Here is a 17,912-nt window from a genome sequence, read left to right on the forward strand (position 1 = left end):
AGCTTGAAGGAAGTTTGGGCCTTACTTAAGGAACAATTTGAAAATTTGGGCATTATTTTTCGAATTTCAAAGTATGAAGATAAGGCTACGTATCAAAGTCATTATTTGGGCTTAGTCTGGGAGTATCTTTATCCGCTGATTCAAATTGCAATTTACTGGTTAGTCTTTGGTGTTGGGTTAAAGGGTAGTACCGGACACAACGGCAGTTATCTCCCATGGATGGTCATTGGGATTACTCCTTGGTTTTTTATGAACCGAGTTACACTAGACGCCTCTAAGAGTATTTATCAACGAGCTGGGTTAGTTTCAAAGATGAAGTTTCCAATTAGCATTTTACCTTCGATTAAGTTAGTCAGTAACTTGAGTTCTTTTTGGACAATGTTGGCGTTTTCAATTGTAATTGGTTATCTTTATGGAGTTCGACCGAGTTTGTTCTGGTTCCAGTGGATTTATTACTTTATTGCCATGATTGCTTGGTTAATTGCTTTTGGCATTTTTAATTCGACCATTACCGTCTTGGTACGAGATTATCATGTCATGTTGCAATCGTTTATGAGAATGCTGTTCTACATCTCAGGAGTTCTATTTAACTTTGAATCGTCTGCATCATTTCCGCCATTTTTAATCAGAATTTTGGAGTTGAATCCGTTTTTTTACATTGTTCAAGGATTCAGGGATTCAATGTTATCGAGTAGCTGGTTTTGGGAGAAGCCACTGTTAACCGTGATTTTTTGGTTGATGACGTTATTTTTCTTTTTAATTGGATCTCATCTTCACTTTAAATTTAGATCGCATTTTGTTGATTTAGTATAGGTAAAAATAACATGAATGGAAAACAAATTAAAAACAAGTTAATTAATGGGATTAAGTTGACTATTCGCACTGGGCTCATCGTTTTAAACGATGGGTTTATTTGTTTACCAACTAAAAAAAATGAAGTAATGTTTGAAAGTTTTAATGGTAGGGATATAAACGATAATCCAGCCGCCATTTACCTTGCGTGGGTGAAGCAACATCCTCATGATGCTAAAAAAGCCTATTTTGGTGTCAAAGCTTCCAAATACAAACAATTACACGAAAAGTATCCCAACATAAAGATTTTACGGCGTTTTTTTCCAAGGTGGGTTTGGCACATTGCTAGGGCAGACTTTTGGGTTTTTAATTCCCGATTTCCGAAGTGGTGGAAAAAGAATAAGCGGACCACCTATATCCAAACATGGCATGGAACCCCGTTAAAAAAATTAGGAATTGATATCAAACACGTTGCGATTCCAGGTATTTCCACTAATCAATACCATGATGATTTTGTCAAAGAAGCCAAGCGGTGGGACTATTTAATTATGCCTAATCAGTATTCAGAACGAATCTTTGATCACGCCTTTGATTTTAGAAATATTCCGTTACGAATTGGTTATCCCAGAAACGATGTCTTATATCATAAAAATACTTCAGGTGAGATTAAAAAATTAAAAGAAAAAATTATTGGTGACTCGACTTCTAAAGTTATTTTGTATGCACCAACTTGGCGTGATGATGATTATCAAAAGAAGGGCAGTTATAACTTTGAGTTACCGTTTTCTTTAAAGGGTTTCTTTAAGTATGTATCTAGTGACACTGTTTTAATTATTCGTCCGCATTACTTAGTCAAGGACCAAATTGATATTTCTGGGTATGAAAAGCGAGTTTACATTGAAGCTGATCGTGATATTAATGAGTTATACTTAATTTCAGATTTACTCATTACTGACTATTCTTCAGTAATGTTTGATTATGCCAATCTAAAACGGCCAATGTTGTTTTATACTTACGACTTAAAGCATTATAAGGATGAACTACGTGGATTTTATTTTGATTTTCTAAGCGATGCTCCTGGTCCAATTGTTCAAAATCAAAATTCTTTTTATGAAGAGTTGTCTAATTTTAATGAAAATGGTAAGTTTGCTGGGTATCATCAGAAAATGAAGAAATTTTATGGTAAGTTTTGTAGTTGGGAGCATGGAGATGCTTCTAATCAAGTTGTTAAAGTAATGGGGGATAAACATGAGTAATGATGAATTTTTGATTGGTTCACATGTTGCAATGAAAAAGCCAGAGATGATGTTAGGATCCGCAAAAGAAGCCGAACGCGATGGTGAGAATGTCTTTATGTTATACACTGGTGCTCCTCAGAGCTCAAAAAGGACCCCGATTGCAAATCTTAAAATTGATCAAGCACACGACTACATGGCTGATCATGATTTACGTGAGGTGGTAGTTCATGCACCTTACATCATTAACTTAGGTAACACAAAAAAGCCACAAAGTTTCCACTTTGCGGTTGATTTTCTTAAACAAGAGATTGATCGATCTGAAGCAATGGGAGCTGATCAAATTGTTTTGCATCCCGGTGCACATATTGGTGCTGGCGTTGAAGCGGGAATTAAGCAGATCATTAAAGGGTTAAATGAAGTAATCACCCCAGAACAAAAGATTCAAATTGCACTTGAAACAATGGCAGGAAAAGGGACTGAAATCGGGTCGACTTTTGAACAACTTGCTGAGATTATTGACGGTGTTAATTTGAATGATAAGTTATCGGTTACCTTTGATACCTGTCATACTAGCGACGCTGGTTATGACATTAAAAATGATTTTGATGGGGTTATGGAAGAGTTCGATCAAGTTATTGGTATTAATCGAATCAAAGTGATTCATTTAAACGATTCTAAAAATCCAATGGGATCCCATAAAGACCGTCATACTAACATTGGTTTCGGGACCATTGGATTTGATGCTTTAAATTATGTAGCCCGGTATCCCAAGTTTGATCAAGTTCCTAAGATTTTAGAGACGCCGGTTGTTAAGATTGGAGATGTTAAAATTGATCCTCATCAATATGAAATTAAAATGTTAAAAGAACAAAAGTTTAATTCTGATATGATTGAGGATATTAAAGAAGATTATCAAGCTAAAAAGATTAATGATCTTGTTCGTTAATATTAAGACTTTGAGTTATGATGGTGGCCGTTTCTTCAATTGACTTGTTATACACGTTAATTTGAAGACAATTTAGTTTTCGATAAAGTTGCTTGGCATAGTCAAGCTCTTTTTTTATTTGATTTGAGTCCGAGTATGGAGTGTTTGGGTCTAACCCATAAGCAATCATTCTTTCCTGCCGAATCTTTTTTAGATTGGTAACTGAATTGGTTAAACCAAATATTTTATTGTGGTCGATCTGATAAACCTCTTCTGGTAATTGGATGGTAGGACCGATTGGGACGTTTGCTACCAAGAAGTTTTGATTGGCAAGGTATAGCGATAATGGCGTTTTAGATGTTCTTGATATTCCTAAAAGAACGATATCAGCTTTTTTGAGGTCATTAGGTCGTTTTCCGTCATCATTAGCTACCGCAAATTCGATTGCTGAGATCCGTTTGAAGTAGTCTTCATTTAAGTTGTGAACTAGGCCAGGTACTTCTGCAGCCGATTCATGGAGTTTTTTAGAAATGATTTGAATGGGTTTTTGAATGCAGTCAAAACTATACAGGTTATTTTCTAGTGCAAATTGAGATACCATTTTACTCAGGCCCGGATCAACTAAAGTGTGAAAAATGATGGCGTCCTGTTTTTTAGCAAGTTTGAGTATTCCATCGAGCATGGATTGCGTTTGAGTAAATGGGTATCGTTTAAAATTAGCGTTTGCTTCTGGAAATTGAGAAGCAGCGGTTCGGGCGATCGAAGTTGCCGTGGCACCACTTGAATCAGAAATGATAAATGCATTAAAATTAGTTGCCATAATATTACCTCCTACTTTGTTAACATTTTATCATATTTCTTGTTCAGACTCGTTGACGGGCTCCGTGCCATAATGTATAATTAATATTGACCGTTAAGGATTACAGACGGTATCATTTAAGCTCGGAGGGAGGGATTTTATCATGTCAAAAACTGTCGTTCGTAAAAACGAATCTCTTGATGATGCTCTTCGACGCTTTAAGCGCACGGTTTCAAAAAGCGGTACCCTTCAGGAATTCCGTAAACGTGAATTTTACGAAAAACCTAGCGTAAAACGTAAATTAAAATCAGAAGCAGCTCGTAAACGTAACAATAAGAAAAAGAAGCGTCGCAGCTTCTAATATTAAACGCCCCTGATTAGGAGCGTTTTTTATATTGACGAAAAGAGGTCCAATATGACTTTATCAAATGAATTAAATAATGATCTAAAAGATGCAATGAAGAATCATGATAAGACTAAGCTGACAATTGTCAGAATGCTTAAGTCGAACTTAATGAATGAAAAGATTAAATTAGGTCATGATCTTTCTGATAGTGAAGAAGCGGCTGTTGTTAATCGAGAAGTTAAACAACACAAAGATTCGATTGCTGAGTTTAAAGATGGTGGCAGGGATGATTTGGTGAAGGAGCAAGAAGATGAGCTAAAGATTCTTGAAAATTATGCCCCAAAGCAAATGTCAGAAGCTGATCTTGAAAAAATTGTTAACGAAACGGTTAAGCAACTTGGTGCGGCAAACAAGAGCGATTTTGGCAAAGTAATGGGTGCTGTCATGGGTAAAGTTAAAGGACAAGCCGATGGCAACACTGTTAATAAACTTGTTAATAAAGCGCTTAGTTAAGAAGGGAACTCATTGAATGGTCAATGGGTTCTTTTTGTTCTTTTACTTTGTAAGTGGCAAATTATATGCTAGTATTTTAAGTAAAAGTTGAGTTGATATGAAAGGAACCTGTTTGATTGACAGATAATTTTGAATTTAAAAAAGAATTAACGTTAAAGAATCCAAATGATGAATCAGCTTTATTTGGAGCTCAAGATGCCTTTTTAGATATTCTAGAACAGGGGATGGAAACTTCTATTCGCCATTCTGGTGGTAAGATTACGGTTGAAGGTGACACTCAGAAAGCGGTTCAAAATACCATTGATATTTTAAATGGAATGATTGAACTTGTTCATTCTGGGATCACTTTGAATGGTAGTGATTTTGTTTCGGCAATGAAGATGGCTGAGAAAGGAACTCTAGGTTTTCTCCCAGAATTATATAATCAAGTCCTTTTAAAGGATAATAAGGGGAAGCCGGTTCGAGTTAAGAATTTTGGGCAGCGTCAGTACGTTCAGTCCATCAAGCATAATGATGTTACCTTTGGAATCGGACCTGCTGGGACGGGAAAGACTTATCTAGCAGTTGTAATGGCAGTTGCCGCTTTAAAAAAGGGTGACGTTGATAAGATTGTCTTAACCAGACCAGCTGTTGAAGCGGGTGAGAGTTTAGGCTTTTTACCTGGCGACCTAAAAGAAAAAGTTGATCCATATTTACGACCACTGTACGATGCACTGAATTCGACCCTTGGATCTGATCACACTGAAAGGCTAATGGATCGTGGCGTTATCGAAATTGCGCCATTAGCTTATATGCGTGGTCGGACCCTCGATAATTCTTTTGTTATTTTAGACGAAGCTCAAAACACTACTAATGCTCAGATGAAAATGTTTCTAACCCGGTTGGGTTTTGGTTCTAAAATGATTGTTAATGGTGATATTTCTCAAATTGATTTAAACGGAAGAATCCGGAGTGGATTAGTCACCGCTCCTAAAATCCTGAGAAATATTGATGATATTAATTTTGTAAACTTTAGTGCTGATGATGTAGTTAGACATCCAGTTGTGGCTAAAATCATTAATGCCTACGAAAAAAATGATAATGGGGAATAGATATGGATCTGGAAATATATGATCAAACTAAGGATGGGGTCGACCCCAAAAAAATTGATTTGATTAGAGATATTCTAAATTATGCCGCTAAGTATATTGATTTAAAAAATAATACCGAAATGTCGGTTACTTTGGTCAACAATGATCGCATCAAGGAAATTAACCGGGACTACCGTGGTGTAGATCGGGCCACTGATGTGATTAGTTTTGCGATTGAAGATCAGAGTGATGATGATTTTCCCGTAATCATGAATGATGAAATGAAAAAAGATATTCCTGAAAATATTGGGGATATTTTTGTGTGTGTTGATAAAGTTGCTGAACAGGCTGATTTTTTAAATCATTCAAATGATCGAGAACTTGGTTTTTTAGTTGTACATGGATTTTTGCATCTAAATGGTTATGACCATATGAAGCCTGAGGATGAAGCCATCATGTTCCCACTTCAAAGAAAGATTATGGACTCTTATGGACTCACAAAATAATAAACAGACTGGGAAAAATAAAAATATATTTCAGGCTTTTGGACATGCGTTTGATGGCATTAAATGGGTTTTTGTTCATGAACGAAACTTTAAGTTTGATATAACTAGTGCCATTATTACCCTAATAATTGGTTTTCTTTTGAAAATTAGTTTGGAACAATTTATGTGGCTGTTTACCGCAATTATTTTAGTTCTTGTCGGTGAGATTCTTAACACCGTTGTTGAGAGGATCATGGATTTTATGGCGGACCATCATTACGACGAACGAGTTAAGGTAATTAAAGACGTTGCGGCTGGTGGCGTTGTTTTAACGGCAATTTTTGCGATCATTGTAGGTTTAATTGTTTTCGTTCCAAAAATTATTGATTTAATGAGCTAAAGGGGAAAATATGGCAGAAAAGGCACAGTATAAGTCAGGATTTGTAGCAATTGTAGGACGTCCAAATGTTGGGAAATCAACCTTTTTAAATCGAGTGATTGGGCAAAAGGTTGCGATTATGTCTGACAAGGCACAAACCACTCGTAACAAAATTCAGGGAATTTATACCACTGATGATGCACAAATTGTTTTCATTGATACTCCCGGAATTCATAAACCAAAAAACAAGTTGGATGATTATATGGACGACGCTGCTCTCTCTTCTTTAAAGGAGGTCGATGCAGTCCTTTTTATGGTTAGTGCTACTGAAACTCGTGGTGCTGGTGATAATTACATCATCGATCAATTAAAAAAAGTGGATTGTCCGGTTTACTTAGTTATCAATAAGATTGATGAAGTCAATCCGAACAGTTTATTACCAATCATGGACACGTACAAACGAGCTTATAAATGGGCTGATGTGTTTCCTATTTCTGCTCTTCAAGGGAACAATGTTGATGAATTACTGACTACTTTGGTTTCTAAGTTGCCAGAAGGACCGCAGTATTATCCTGACGATGAAATTACCGATCATCCCGAACGTTTCATCGTTTCCGAATTAATTCGCGAAAAAGTTTTAGAACTAACGAGGCAAGAAATTCCACATTCTGTTGCAGTTGAAGTTGAAAAAATGAAGACCCAAGATAATGGAAACGTTCATATTGACGCTAATATTATTGTTGAACGAAAGGGCCAACGCGGGATCTTGATTGGGAAGAATGGTGGAATGCTGAAAAAGATTGGGACATTGGCCAGAAAAGAGATTGAAACTCTACTTGGAAGCAAAGTTTATCTTGAATTGTGGGTAAAAATTCAACCAAGTTGGCGTGAAAAAGAATCAGCTTTAAGACAATTAGGATACCGAAAAGATAGTTACTAGGTGATATTTTGTCAGTAAATCCAAGGAGTCAAACTTTTCATGGAATTTTATTGTATCGTAAGAACTATCGCGAGCACGATATGTTGGTGAAATTTTTGACGGCAGAAGCTGGGCTCAAAATGTTTTTTATTAGAGGAGCCAATAAAGCGAACTTTAAAATGGCAGGTGATATTTTGCCATTTAGCTTTGGTACGTACGAGGGCACGCTCAAATCAGAAGGATTGTCGTACATTAGTAGTGGTAATGAGGTTAAGCATTTTGAACAGATTGCAAATGATATTTATTTAGATGCATATGCTACTTACATTATGACGTTAGTGGATGCGGCATTTCCTGAGGGAGTTAAGATAAACGATTGGTTTAATCGTTTATACTATGCTTTAAATATGATTAACAGTGGTTTTGATGCTGAAGTAATTACCAATATCATTGAGATTCAACTTCTTCCTGCTTTTGGGGTAGCACCTGAATTTAAATCCTGTGTTATTTGTCATCAAACCAATAAAAAGTTTGATTATTCAGAAGAGTATGGAGGAATTATTTGTGAGGATCATTTTCATCTTGATCCTCATCGAATGCATCTCGACCAAAAAACAATTTACTATCTTCGCTTGTTTTCTGCGATTGACCTGAAAAAAATCGGTAACATTCAGGTTAATAGCAAAACTAAAAAGAAAATTCGCAGTGTGATTGATAAAATTTACGATAGTTCTGTTGGACTAAATTTAAAGAGTAAAAAATTTTTAGATCAGATGAACAATTGGAAAATCAACCTTAATTGATGGTTAACCGTTGACTGTTTTGTGTGATAATTTTATAATTATAGTAGTTAAATAATTGGTGTTGATGAAGGAAGTTTTATGCTTATCACATTTCAGTGAAACCATGTTAGTGGGAAATGGTTAATGTGGGTATAAATTGGCACTTTCGGAGCCATTTAATCTCGAGTTGCTGATTAAGTTCAGAAGTAGGGTGGAACCGCGAATAAATCGTCCCTATGTGAAAGTCATTGTACTTTTGCATAGGTTTTTTTATTTGCTTATTGATTAGGAGGAGAAGTTAATGACAGAAAAACTATCAGTCCAAGATATTATCAGTACTCTAGAGTCATATTGGAGTTCGCTTGGTTGCATGCGGATGCAATCATATGATACTGAGAAAGGTGCGGGAACAATGAGTCCGTACACTTTTTTGCGTGCGATTGGACCAGAGCCATGGAATGTTTGTTACGTTGAACCATCAAGACGTCCAGCTGATGGTAGGTATGGAGAAAATCCTAATCGGCTTTATCAGCATCATCAGTTTCAGGTATTAATGAAGCCATCTCCGGACAACATCCAAGAATTGTACATTAATTCGCTTGAACAACTAGGAATTAATCCACTTGAACATGATATTCGGTTTGTTGAGGATAACTGGGAAAATCCATCAATGGGATGTGCCGGTGTTGGATGGGAAGTATGGCTCGATGGCATGGAAGTAACTCAGTTTACTTATTTTCAGGTTGTCGGTGGATTAACTATGGATCCAGTTGCGGTTGAAATCACCTATGGATTGGAACGGCTTTCTTCGTACATTCAAGACGTCAACAATGTTTTTGACCTGGAATGGGGTAACGGAGTTAAGTACGGTGATATTTTTAAAGAACCCGAATATGAGCATTCTAAGTATAGTTTTGAAGAATCAGACCAAAAAATGTTGCACCAAATGTTTGATGCTTACGAAAAAGAGGCTAAACGATTAATATCACTTGGCTTAGTTCATCCAGCCTATGATTATATTTTGAAATGTAGTCATACTTTTAACCTACTAGATGCAAGAGGAGCCGTATCTGTCACTGAACGTGCTGGTTACCTTTCACGAATTCGAAAAATGGCACACGCGATCGCCAAAGCATTTGTTGCTGAGCGTAAAAAGCGTGGTTTTCCACTTATTAAGGATGAGCAAAAACGACAAGAGCTTTTAAAAGATGATTCAAAAAATAGTAAGAAGAAAAACAAAAAGCATCATGATGGCAAGGGGGATAAGTAGATGGCTAAGACATTTTTGTTGGAGATTGGATTAGAAGAAATGCCCGCTCATGTCGTGACGCCAAGTGTTAATCAATTGGCAGAAAAAGCGGCTCAGTATTTAAAAGATCAAAGAATTTCTTATGACCAAATTAAAAAGTTCTCTACTCCTAGAAGACTGGCAATTCAAATTACTGGCTTAGTTAACAAACAACCAGATGTTGATAAAGAGGTTCGAGGTCCGGCCGAAAAGATTGCAAAGGACAAAGATGGCAATTGGAGTAAGGCGGCAATTGGTTTTACTAAAGGACAAGGATTAACGCCTGATGATATCGTCTTTAAGGATGTTAAGGGAACTAAGTATGCTTTTGTTGAAAAACACGTAGCGGGAAAACCAGTTCAAGAAGTATTAAGTGGTCTTAATGATGTTGTAAAATCAATGACTTTTCCAACGTTAATGAAGTGGGGAACCAACAAGTTTGAATTTATTCGCCCCATTAAATGGATTGTGGCTTTACTGGACGATGAAGTGATCCCAATGCAGATTGTTGATGTTCATTCTGGACGGACCACCTGGGGACACCGCTTTCTTGGAAAAGACGTCGAGTTAAAAAATGCCGATGATTATGAAGAAGCTTTAACCAGCCAACACGTGATTGCCGATGCTAACAAGCGAAAAGATTTAATTCGTAAACAGATTGAAGCAATTGCGAAAAAGAACAATTGGAAGGTCAATATTGATAATGATCTTCTTGAAGAGGTTAATAATTTAGTGGAATGGCCAACTAGTTTTGCTGGAAAATTTGACGACCGTTTCTTAAAAATTCCACGTGAAGTATTGATTACTTCAATGAGAAACCACCAACGATTCTTCTACGTTGAAGATCAGGATGGTAATCTTTTACCTTATTTTGTCTCCGTTAGAAATGGTGATGAGAATCATCTTGATAACGTAGTTGCCGGAAACGAGAAAGTTTTGACTGCTAGACTTGATGATGCTGATTTCTTCTATAATGAGGATCAACAGCAATCAATTGACGATTATGTTAATAAGCTCAAAACAGTTAGCTTTCACGATAAGATTTCTTCTGAATACGATAAGATGCAGCGCGTTCAAGTTATTTCCCAGATAATTGGGAAAAATGTTGGATTAGATGAAACTCAATTAAAACACTTACAACGTGCCTCAGAAATTTATAAATTTGATTTAGTTACCGGGATGGTTGGAGAGTTTGCTGAATTACAAGGAGTAATGGGTGAAAAATACGCATTGCTTGCGGGTGAAGATCCGGAAGTTGCTACTGCAATTCGTGAACATTATCTTCCCATTTCATCCGACGGGGAACTTCCCAAAACTAAAGTAGGTGCTGTTTTGTCAGTGGCAGATAAACTTGACAGTGTGATGACCTTCTTTGCTGCAGATATGATTCCTAGTGGTTCAAATGATCCGTATGCATTAAGAAGGCAGGCAGCTGGAATTGTTAGAATTGTTGTTAGTGAAAAGTGGCGAGTACCACTTATGCCATTAATGAATCAAGTGATTGCTGAAGAGAAAGCTAAAGCGGTCTTACCAAAAGTAGATCAAACTAAGATTGTTTCTGACGTGGTTGCGTTTATTAAAGAAAGAATTAAACGACAACTCAAGTCGAAAGATATTCGCTATGATCTAATTGATGCGGCGGTGGGATCAACTGACAGTGATATTTACTTTAACGTTGAAACCGCAATGACATTAAATGATCATAAAGATGATCCTAATTTTAAAGAATCAATTGAAGCACTGACACGAGTGGTTCGGATTGCTCAAAAAGGTCATTTTCCAGCTGGTAGTGTTAAAGTTGATGAAAAGTTGTTTGAAAATGATTCAGAGAAAGTCCTTAATGATAAAATCAAACTTATCAGCCCAAACTTTAATGAATTGAATGCTAACCAAGCTTTTAATGAATTAACTTCTTTAAAGCCACTCATTGATGAGTATTTTGATAAAACCATGGTAATGGCAGACGACACGAAAGTTCGCAATAATCGTCTGGCAGAATTGACTAATTTAGCAAGAATGATTGATCACTTTGCTGATGTCGACGAAATAATTGTTAAATAAAAAAATTAATATTAGAATAGATTTCCGAGAAAGGATGGTGATCTCATGGCAAAAATTCCTGAAACGGTAATTGATGATGTCTTAAGTAAGACCAACATTACTGACGTTGTTAGTAAGTATGTCAATCTAAAGAAGTCAGGAAATAATTTATTCGGTTTGTGTCCGTTCCATGAGGAAAGAACACCATCCTTTTCTGTGTCAGAAAGTAAACAGATTTTTCATTGTTTTAGTTGTGGACGCGGTGGAAATGTTTTTAAATTCCTCATGGATTTGCAAGGAATTTCCTTTCCAGAAGCTGTTATTGCTGTGGCAGAAGATGAGGGAATTACTCTTCCTGACTCAGTTCAAAATGATAATAGTAAATCTCCAGTAAATTCAGAAAAGAACAGCCTCATTAATCTTCATGAGGAAGCCAGTAAACTCTATCATCATGTATTGGTTAACACTGAGCTTGGAGTTCCCGCATTAAAATATCTGCATGAACGAAAAATAACGGATGAAATGATTGAAACTTTTAACTTAGGATTTGCCCCTAGCCAAAGACTCTTAAAACCGTTCTTTAAGAACAAAAAAACTGATTTTCAACTTTTACGAAAATCGGGATTGTTTGTTGAAAATTCGAGTGGTGAATTGAATGATCGATTTTCGAATCGGATCATGTATCCTATCAGGGATCCTAATTCTAAGACCATTGGATTTTCCGGTAGAATCTTACATCGAGATCCTGATCTTCCAAAATATTTAAATAGTCCTGAAACTAGCATCTTTAATAAACGAAGGATTATTTATAATCTCGATCTTGCCAAGTCTAGTATTCGAAATGAGCAAAATTTAATTCTGTTTGAGGGTTTTATGGACGTTATTTCTGCTTTTCAGGCCGGGGTTAAAAACGGCGTTGCTTCAATGGGAACGAGTTTGACGAACGAACAAATTTATCAGTTCAATCAGTTAACGAATCAGATATACGTTTGTTATGATGGCGATGAACCTGGACAGAAGGCTACTAAGCGAGCGATTAGCCTTTTAAGTAGTGAAGGTAAGTTTAAAGTTGGCGTGATTCAAATGCCTAACGGGGTTGATCCTGATGAGTATCGACGAAAAAATGGAAATGACAAGTTTAAAGATGCTATCAAAAGTGCTCGAGAAACCACAACTTCCTTTGAATTGCATTTTCTTAAAACGCAGTATGATTTAAGTAATGATGAAGAAAAACTAAATTATGTAGATGAAGCCGTTAATGTGATTGCAAAAATTGACAAACCCGTTGAACGTAGTGTTTATTTAAAACATTTAGCTGATGAGTTTGACTTGGATCTCAATGCTTTGTCGGTTCAATGTAAACAAATTCGTTCGACCTTCATCAATAAACAGCAAAGAAAACAAATCCGTAGGTTGAAGACTGACTCATCTCCTGAAGTTTTGAATCGAAATCCAAAGAAGATTACTAAAGTTGAAAGTGCGGAGCGCTTACTTTTGTCACGAATGTTGAATAATCATGATGTTTGGTTAAAGGTGACCGATGATCCTGATTTTAGTTTTGTTCATGATGGGTATCAAACGATTTATTTACTTGCACAACATTATTTTCAGTCGCATGACGAGTACGTTACTGCTGAATTTAGTGACTTTTTGAAAGAATCTGATTTGCAATCAACTTTTGCTAATATTGAAATGGCTGCTTTATCTAATGAGCCAAGTGAAAAAGAAGTTGACGATTGTGTTAAAATAATAAAGCAGGCTTTAACTGGTGGGGTATCCCTTAAATCAAAGTATCAAGAAATGTTAGATGCAGTTAAACTTGGTGATACTGATAAGGCTGCCCAATTGGGTAAAGAATACCAGGACCTGCAAAAGAAGTATCAATAAGAATACAGTAATGGGAGGCAATTTTTATGGCAGAAAAAGACATTAAGAAAAATGAAGTAAATTCCACAAATAAGACTGCGAAAGCAGCTCCCAAAAAGAGCGGTGCTCCTAAAAATAAGAGCACTAAAAAGACTACTGCAAAGAAAACGACTAAAACTAAGGCAACTAGAGCAAAGAAGACAACGAGTAAAGAAAAATTTGATAAAACTGGATATAAGAAGGTTTTTGACGCCGTTGTAAAGAAGCACAAGAAGGTTGGTCACATCACCTATGGGGTCTTAGAGGAAGAACTCCAGGTTCCATTTAGTTTGAATAAAAAACAAATGAACGAATTGATGGAAAAGGTTGAAGACTCAGGAATAAGTATTGTTGATGAAAGTGGCGAACCAGATCCCAGAGCTTTAAAAGCAGCTAAAAAAGTTACTCAAAAAGAACTAAAAAATGCTTCCAGTTCAAAGGGAGTTAAAATTAATGATCCGGTCAGAATGTACCTAAAGGAAATTGGTCGAGTTCCATTACTTACCGCTGATCAAGAGGTACAATTAGCTCTCAGAATCGAGCAGGGTGATGAAACAGCTAAACAAGAATTAGCTGAAGCAAACTTGCGATTAGTTGTTTCAATTGCCAAGCGTTACGTTGGCCGTGGCATGCAATTTCTTGATTTGATTCAAGAAGGGAACATGGGTTTAATGAAGGCCGTTGAGAAGTTTGATTACCGTAAAGGATTTAAGTTTTCAACGTACGCTACGTGGTGGATTAGACAAGCAATTACTCGAGCCATTGCGGATCAGGCTCGAACCATTCGAATTCCCGTTCATATGGTTGAAACCATCAATAAACTGATTCGAATTCAGCGTCAATTACTCCAAGACCTTGGCAGAGAACCGTTACCATCTGAGATTGGTGCTGAGATGGATATGCCAACTTCAAAGGTTAGAGAGATCCTTAAGATTGCTCAGGAACCAGTTTCACTTGAAACTCCAATTGGTGAAGAAGATGACTCCCACTTAGGTGACTTTATTGAAGATGAAGATGCCACTAGTCCTGCTGATCATGCTGCTTATGAGCTTTTAAAAGAACAACTTGAAAGTGTCCTAGATACGTTAACTGACCGTGAAGAGAACGTTTTACGACTTAGATTCGGGTTAGATGATGGAAGAACTCGAACCTTAGAAGAGGTTGGGAAAGTCTTTGGTGTCACTAGAGAACGAATTCGACAGATTGAAGCTAAAGCATTAAGAAAACTGAGACATCCATCACGCAGTAAACAATTAAAAGATTTCTTAGATTAAAGATGTGGCAGAGATCCAGCTGGATCGCTGCTTTTTTATTGGATTAGGAGGGAAACGATGACGGCAAAAAAGTTATCGCCACGTTTACAAGCAGTTTCTGATTTAGTTCCTAATGGGGCAACAATAGCTGATATCGGTTCGGATCACGCTTATGTTCCGGCTTATTTGTTAAAACGGAATTTGATTAAGTTTGCGATTGCCGGTGAGGTTGCTCCTGGACCACTGCATAACGCAACATTGGAAATGAAAGAACAACACTTAGGTGATAAAATGGTGACCCGGTTGGGAGATGGACTTAATGTGATTAAATCAAGTGACCACGTGAATGCAATTGTGATTGCTGGGATGGGTGGTGAATTAATCACTCAGATCCTTGAACGTGGCAAAGAGAAACTTTCTAAACAAACGGCCCTAATTCTGCAACCAAACGTTGATGAAATTCGGGTAAGAAGTTGGTTAGTTACAAATCAGTATAAGATTGATATTGAAAACATTGTTTTTGATGCTGGGCATTTTTATGAAATGATCTTGGCAACTCCATCAACGAATCCGATTAAGTATTCTAATCAGGAACTAAGGTTTGGACCGATTCTTTTAAAACAACAAAAACAAGCATTTATTGCAAAATGGACTGATCGGATGCGGAAAAATAAGATTGTTTTGGATAATCTGCATAATGCTACTAATCCACCTCTTGAAAAAATTCAACACATCCAAAAGATTAACGAAGAATTAGAGGAGATTTTAGATGACAACCGTTAATGACTTAATTACTAGATTTGAACGATTCGCACCACTTTCACTTGCTGAACCAAAAGACCCAACTGGATTTCAAATTGGTTCTAAAAAGCGAAGTATTAAAAACGTCATGACCACTTTAGACGTTAGACCTGAAGTGGTTGATGAAGCGATCAACAAGAACGTTGATTTTATTTTTGCCCATCATCCCGTGATGTTTCATCCTGCAAAGAATTTAGATTTAGCTGATCCCCAAAATCAAATGTACGCTAATATTTTGAAACATAATATTACCGTTTATGCGGCTCATACGAACTTGGATAATGCAAATGGTGGAATGAATGACTGGCTAGCAGATGCGATCGGTCTTCAAAATACCGTTGGACTGGTACCCCATTTGGATACTAATGGTTTTCCTACTAATTATTCGATGGGACGTGTTGGCAACTTGAAACAATCAATGAAAATCATTGATTTAGGTCGACTATGTAAACAAGTGTTTGGAATTAGTGGTTTACGAATGGTAACAAATGATGATCAAGAGCGTGTTAAGCGGATTGCTATCTTAGGTGGAGACGGTGGCAAGTTCTATCGACAAGCGATTGAACAAGGCGTTCAAGTTTATATTACTGGCGATTTGTATTATCATACTTCTCAAGAGATGCTTTCAAGTGGTCTGTCTGCGATTGATCCCGGGCACCATATTGAAAGTATATGTAAAAATAAGTTAGCTGAAATGTTTACGCGCTGGTCTGATGAAAATCGTTGGGATATCAATGTATTTGCATCGCAACTAAACACGGATCCGTTTGAGTTTATATAGGAGGAATAGTTATGGCTGATAGCAAGCAGTTACTGGATCGCTTTTTGAAATATGTGAAGGTGAATACGAGATCTAATCCGAATTCTGACACAATTCCGTCTGATCCTAAAGAAGTTGATTTTTTAAACGAACTTTCTTATGAATTAAAGGATATTGGGATGGAAAACGTACGAACCAATGAAAAAAGTGGTTATGTTTTTGCTGATTTACCAAGTAATGTTAAGCAAAAAGTTCCTAAGATTGGATTTATCTCTCATATAGACACGGCAGACTTTAATTCAGAACACGTCAATCCACAAGTAGTTAAAAATTACGATGGAAAATCGATTATTAAACTTGATAAAGATGGCAAATACCAGCTGGATCCGAGCGTATTCCCAACCCTTAAAAAGTATGCTGGTCAAACTTTAATTACTACCGATGGTTCAACTCTCTTAGGAGCTGACGATAAGGCGGGAGTGACTGAAATTATGACGGCAATGAAATACTTAGTTGATCATCCCGAAATTAAGCATGGCGATATCGTAGTTGGGTTTGGACCAGATGAGGAGATTGGTACCGGAGCCGATCAATTTGACGTTACTGATTTTGGTGCTGATTTTGCATACACGGTTGATGGTGGTCCACTTGGAGACTTAGAGTACGAAACGTTTAATGCGGCGTCTGCCACAATAAAATTCAACGGAACTGATGTTCATCCTGGTGACGCCTATGGTGTGATGGTAAATGCCTCTCAGCTTGCAATTGATTTTCATAATCAATTACCAAAGGACCAACGACCGGAAAATACCAAAGATCGTCAAGGCTTTTATTATCTGCTTGCGATTGATGGGGTAACTGATCATGCTAAATTAGATTACATCATTCGTGATCATGATAAGAGTAAGTTCAACGAACGCAAGCAATTCATTCAAAACTTAGTTAATAAGTTTAATGATAAATATGGTGATGGGAGAGTTGAACTTGAGATGCATGATGAATATTACAACATGGCGGAAATCATTAAGAAAGATATGACACCCGTCAATATTGCTAAGGATGCCATGAATGAAGTTAACATTAAGCCAAATATTTATCCGGTTCGTGGTGGTACTGATGGTTCTAAGATTTCTTTTCTTGGGATTCCAACTCCCAACCTATTTGCTGGACCAGAAAACATGCATGGCCGCTTTGAATATGTGTCGCTTCAAACGATGGAAAAGGCTGTCGATTTAATTATTAAGATTTCAGAGGATGTTTCAAAAGACTAAAAAAATAACCTGCAGGTTCAACCTGCAGGTTATTTTTATTTCTAATTAACGACTAATTAGTTTAATTCCGTTGAAGGCAATAAGGGCAACAACAGCGCCGATTACTCCAACTTGAATCCAATTATAAGGTGCGCCAACCAAGGCCGATCCAATATAACCAATAATTTCGCCATATACAAATCCCCAGAAAGCACCAGTTAAGTTAGCAGCAAACGTCTTCATAATTAACACCTCTCAATACCAGTAGTTTATCACTACAGTAGAAAAAATCAATTACAAACTTCGAATAAAATTTATCGGGTCCATTTGCTATAATGAATATGAAATTAGGAAAGGAGATGACAAA

Annotated in this window: 19 protein-coding genes; 17 read left to right on the forward strand and 2 right to left on the reverse strand. The window is 36.8% G+C overall.

What is annotated here, in order from left to right:
• Positions 1–3: 3 nt before the first annotated feature.
• The 3 genes from AC6UD6_RS02855 to AC6UD6_RS02865 are packed head-to-tail and all read left to right on the forward strand — an operon-like array spanning position 4 to position 2,976.
• Positions 4–813: an ABC transporter permease gene (locus AC6UD6_RS02855; RefSeq protein WP_500693811.1), complete on the forward strand. Its 810-nt coding sequence runs from the start codon at positions 4–6 to the stop codon at positions 811–813.
• Between the two features lie 11 nt (positions 814–824).
• Positions 825–2,048 (forward strand): CDP-glycerol glycerophosphotransferase family protein, encoded by a 1,224-nt coding sequence (locus AC6UD6_RS02860; RefSeq protein WP_500695604.1) that lies wholly within the window; start codon positions 825–827, stop codon positions 2,046–2,048.
• Positions 2,041–2,976, forward strand: coding sequence for a deoxyribonuclease IV (locus tag AC6UD6_RS02865; protein ID WP_500695605.1), 936 nt, complete (start codon positions 2,041–2,043; stop codon positions 2,974–2,976). The genes AC6UD6_RS02860 and AC6UD6_RS02865 overlap by 8 nt, the downstream gene beginning before the upstream one ends.
• Here the strand turns inward: AC6UD6_RS02865 and AC6UD6_RS02870 are convergent.
• Positions 2,957–3,775, reverse strand: coding sequence for a pyruvate, water dikinase regulatory protein (locus AC6UD6_RS02870; protein ID WP_500693808.1), 819 nt, complete (start codon positions 3,773–3,775; stop codon positions 2,957–2,959). The genes AC6UD6_RS02865 and AC6UD6_RS02870 overlap by 20 nt on opposite strands.
• A gap of 142 nt (positions 3,776–3,917) precedes the next feature.
• On the opposite strand from AC6UD6_RS02870, the gene rpsU reads away from it, so the two are divergent.
• The 14 genes from rpsU to pepT all read left to right on the forward strand — a co-directional run bounded on the left by rpsU (position 3,918) and on the right by pepT (position 17,566).
• Positions 3,918–4,115: a 30S ribosomal protein S21 gene (rpsU, locus tag AC6UD6_RS02875; RefSeq protein WP_039142968.1), complete on the forward strand. Its 198-nt coding sequence runs from the start codon at positions 3,918–3,920 to the stop codon at positions 4,113–4,115.
• A 54-nt stretch (positions 4,116–4,169) separates the two neighbouring features.
• Positions 4,170–4,613 carry a GatB/YqeY domain-containing protein gene (locus tag AC6UD6_RS02880; protein WP_500695606.1) on the forward strand — a complete coding sequence of 148 codons (444 nt, stop codon included), beginning with the start codon at positions 4,170–4,172 and terminating at the stop codon, positions 4,611–4,613.
• A 116-nt stretch (positions 4,614–4,729) separates the two neighbouring features.
• Entirely contained in the window at positions 4,730–5,704 is a 975-nt protein-coding gene (locus AC6UD6_RS02885) for a PhoH family protein (protein WP_500695607.1), read from the forward strand.
• 2 nt (positions 5,705–5,706) lie between these two features.
• Positions 5,707–6,189 carry an rRNA maturation RNase YbeY gene (ybeY, locus tag AC6UD6_RS02890; RefSeq protein ID WP_500693805.1) on the forward strand — a complete coding sequence of 161 codons (483 nt, stop codon included), beginning with the start codon at positions 5,707–5,709 and terminating at the stop codon, positions 6,187–6,189.
• Positions 6,173–6,568: a diacylglycerol kinase family protein gene (locus AC6UD6_RS02895; protein ID WP_500693804.1), complete on the forward strand. Its 396-nt coding sequence runs from the start codon at positions 6,173–6,175 to the stop codon at positions 6,566–6,568. The genes ybeY and AC6UD6_RS02895 overlap by 17 nt, the downstream gene beginning before the upstream one ends.
• Before the next feature lie 10 nt (positions 6,569–6,578).
• Positions 6,579–7,487 carry a GTPase Era gene (gene era, locus AC6UD6_RS02900; RefSeq protein ID WP_500693803.1) on the forward strand — a complete coding sequence of 303 codons (909 nt, stop codon included), beginning with the start codon at positions 6,579–6,581 and terminating at the stop codon, positions 7,485–7,487.
• Positions 7,488–7,495: 8 nt separating this feature from the next.
• On the forward strand, positions 7,496–8,269 hold the full coding sequence (gene recO / locus AC6UD6_RS02905; RefSeq protein ID WP_500693802.1) for a DNA repair protein RecO: 774 nt from the start codon (positions 7,496–7,498) through the stop codon (positions 8,267–8,269).
• Positions 8,270–8,549: 280 nt separating this feature from the next.
• Positions 8,550–9,518 (forward strand): glycine--tRNA ligase subunit alpha, encoded by a 969-nt coding sequence (glyQ, locus tag AC6UD6_RS02910; RefSeq protein ID WP_500693801.1) that lies wholly within the window; start codon positions 8,550–8,552, stop codon positions 9,516–9,518.
• Positions 9,519–11,597 (forward strand): glycine--tRNA ligase subunit beta, encoded by a 2,079-nt coding sequence (gene glyS, locus AC6UD6_RS02915; protein WP_500695608.1) that lies wholly within the window; start codon positions 9,519–9,521, stop codon positions 11,595–11,597.
• Between the two features lie 45 nt (positions 11,598–11,642).
• Positions 11,643–13,463, forward strand: coding sequence for a DNA primase (gene dnaG / locus AC6UD6_RS02920; protein WP_500695609.1), 1,821 nt, complete (start codon positions 11,643–11,645; stop codon positions 13,461–13,463).
• 26 nt (positions 13,464–13,489) lie between these two features.
• Positions 13,490–14,755, forward strand: coding sequence for an RNA polymerase sigma factor RpoD (gene rpoD / locus AC6UD6_RS02925; RefSeq protein WP_500693798.1), 1,266 nt, complete (start codon positions 13,490–13,492; stop codon positions 14,753–14,755).
• A 57-nt stretch (positions 14,756–14,812) separates the two neighbouring features.
• On the forward strand, positions 14,813–15,517 hold the full coding sequence (locus tag AC6UD6_RS02930; RefSeq protein ID WP_500695610.1) for a tRNA (adenine(22)-N(1))-methyltransferase: 705 nt from the start codon (positions 14,813–14,815) through the stop codon (positions 15,515–15,517).
• Positions 15,504–16,316 carry a Nif3-like dinuclear metal center hexameric protein gene (locus AC6UD6_RS02935; RefSeq protein ID WP_500695611.1) on the forward strand — a complete coding sequence of 271 codons (813 nt, stop codon included), beginning with the start codon at positions 15,504–15,506 and terminating at the stop codon, positions 16,314–16,316. Before AC6UD6_RS02930 ends, AC6UD6_RS02935 begins: the two co-directional genes overlap by 14 nt.
• 11 nt (positions 16,317–16,327) lie before the next feature.
• Positions 16,328–17,566: a peptidase T gene (pepT, locus tag AC6UD6_RS02940; RefSeq protein WP_500695612.1), complete on the forward strand. Its 1,239-nt coding sequence runs from the start codon at positions 16,328–16,330 to the stop codon at positions 17,564–17,566.
• 45 nt (positions 17,567–17,611) lie between these two features.
• Here the strand turns inward: pepT and AC6UD6_RS02945 are convergent, their stop codons facing one another.
• Positions 17,612–17,788, reverse strand: a complete 177-nt coding sequence (locus tag AC6UD6_RS02945) for a YjzD family protein (RefSeq protein WP_500693794.1) — start codon at positions 17,786–17,788, stop codon at positions 17,612–17,614.
• Positions 17,789–17,912: the final 124 nt, after the last annotated feature.

This window comes from Fructilactobacillus sp. X8R2C1 (genome assembly GCF_059900955.1).

What these genes read in the sequence shown, in the direction of transcription:
- AC6UD6_RS02880 (WP_500695606.1), top strand. Translation starts at nt 4,170, where the DNA reads ATGACTTTATCAAATGAATTAAATAATGATCTAAAAGATGCAATGAAG.
- AC6UD6_RS02930 (WP_500695610.1), top strand. Translation starts at nt 14,813, where the DNA reads ATGACGGCAAAAAAGTTATCGCCACGTTTACAAGCAGTTTCTGATTTA.
- rpoD (WP_500693798.1), top strand. Translation starts at nt 13,490, where the DNA reads ATGGCAGAAAAAGACATTAAGAAAAATGAAGTAAATTCCACAAATAAG.
- era (WP_500693803.1), top strand. Translation starts at nt 6,579, where the DNA reads ATGGCAGAAAAGGCACAGTATAAGTCAGGATTTGTAGCAATTGTAGGA.
- AC6UD6_RS02935 (WP_500695611.1), top strand. Translation starts at nt 15,504, where the DNA reads ATGACAACCGTTAATGACTTAATTACTAGATTTGAACGATTCGCACCA.
- AC6UD6_RS02945 (WP_500693794.1), bottom strand. Translation starts at nt 17,788, where the DNA reads ATGAAGACGTTTGCTGCTAACTTAACTGGTGCTTTCTGGGGATTTGTA.
- ybeY (WP_500693805.1), top strand. Translation starts at nt 5,707, where the DNA reads ATGGATCTGGAAATATATGATCAAACTAAGGATGGGGTCGACCCCAAA.
- rpsU (WP_039142968.1), top strand. Translation starts at nt 3,918, where the DNA reads ATGTCAAAAACTGTCGTTCGTAAAAACGAATCTCTTGATGATGCTCTT.
- AC6UD6_RS02870 (WP_500693808.1), bottom strand. Translation starts at nt 3,775, where the DNA reads ATGGCAACTAATTTTAATGCATTTATCATTTCTGATTCAAGTGGTGCC.
- AC6UD6_RS02895 (WP_500693804.1), top strand. Translation starts at nt 6,173, where the DNA reads ATGGACTCACAAAATAATAAACAGACTGGGAAAAATAAAAATATATTT.
- AC6UD6_RS02865 (WP_500695605.1), top strand. Translation starts at nt 2,041, where the DNA reads ATGAGTAATGATGAATTTTTGATTGGTTCACATGTTGCAATGAAAAAG.
- dnaG (WP_500695609.1), top strand. Translation starts at nt 11,643, where the DNA reads ATGGCAAAAATTCCTGAAACGGTAATTGATGATGTCTTAAGTAAGACC.
- AC6UD6_RS02860 (WP_500695604.1), top strand. Translation starts at nt 825, where the DNA reads ATGAATGGAAAACAAATTAAAAACAAGTTAATTAATGGGATTAAGTTG.
- pepT (WP_500695612.1), top strand. Translation starts at nt 16,328, where the DNA reads ATGGCTGATAGCAAGCAGTTACTGGATCGCTTTTTGAAATATGTGAAG.
- glyS (WP_500695608.1), top strand. Translation starts at nt 9,519, where the DNA reads ATGGCTAAGACATTTTTGTTGGAGATTGGATTAGAAGAAATGCCCGCT.
- glyQ (WP_500693801.1), top strand. Translation starts at nt 8,550, where the DNA reads ATGACAGAAAAACTATCAGTCCAAGATATTATCAGTACTCTAGAGTCA.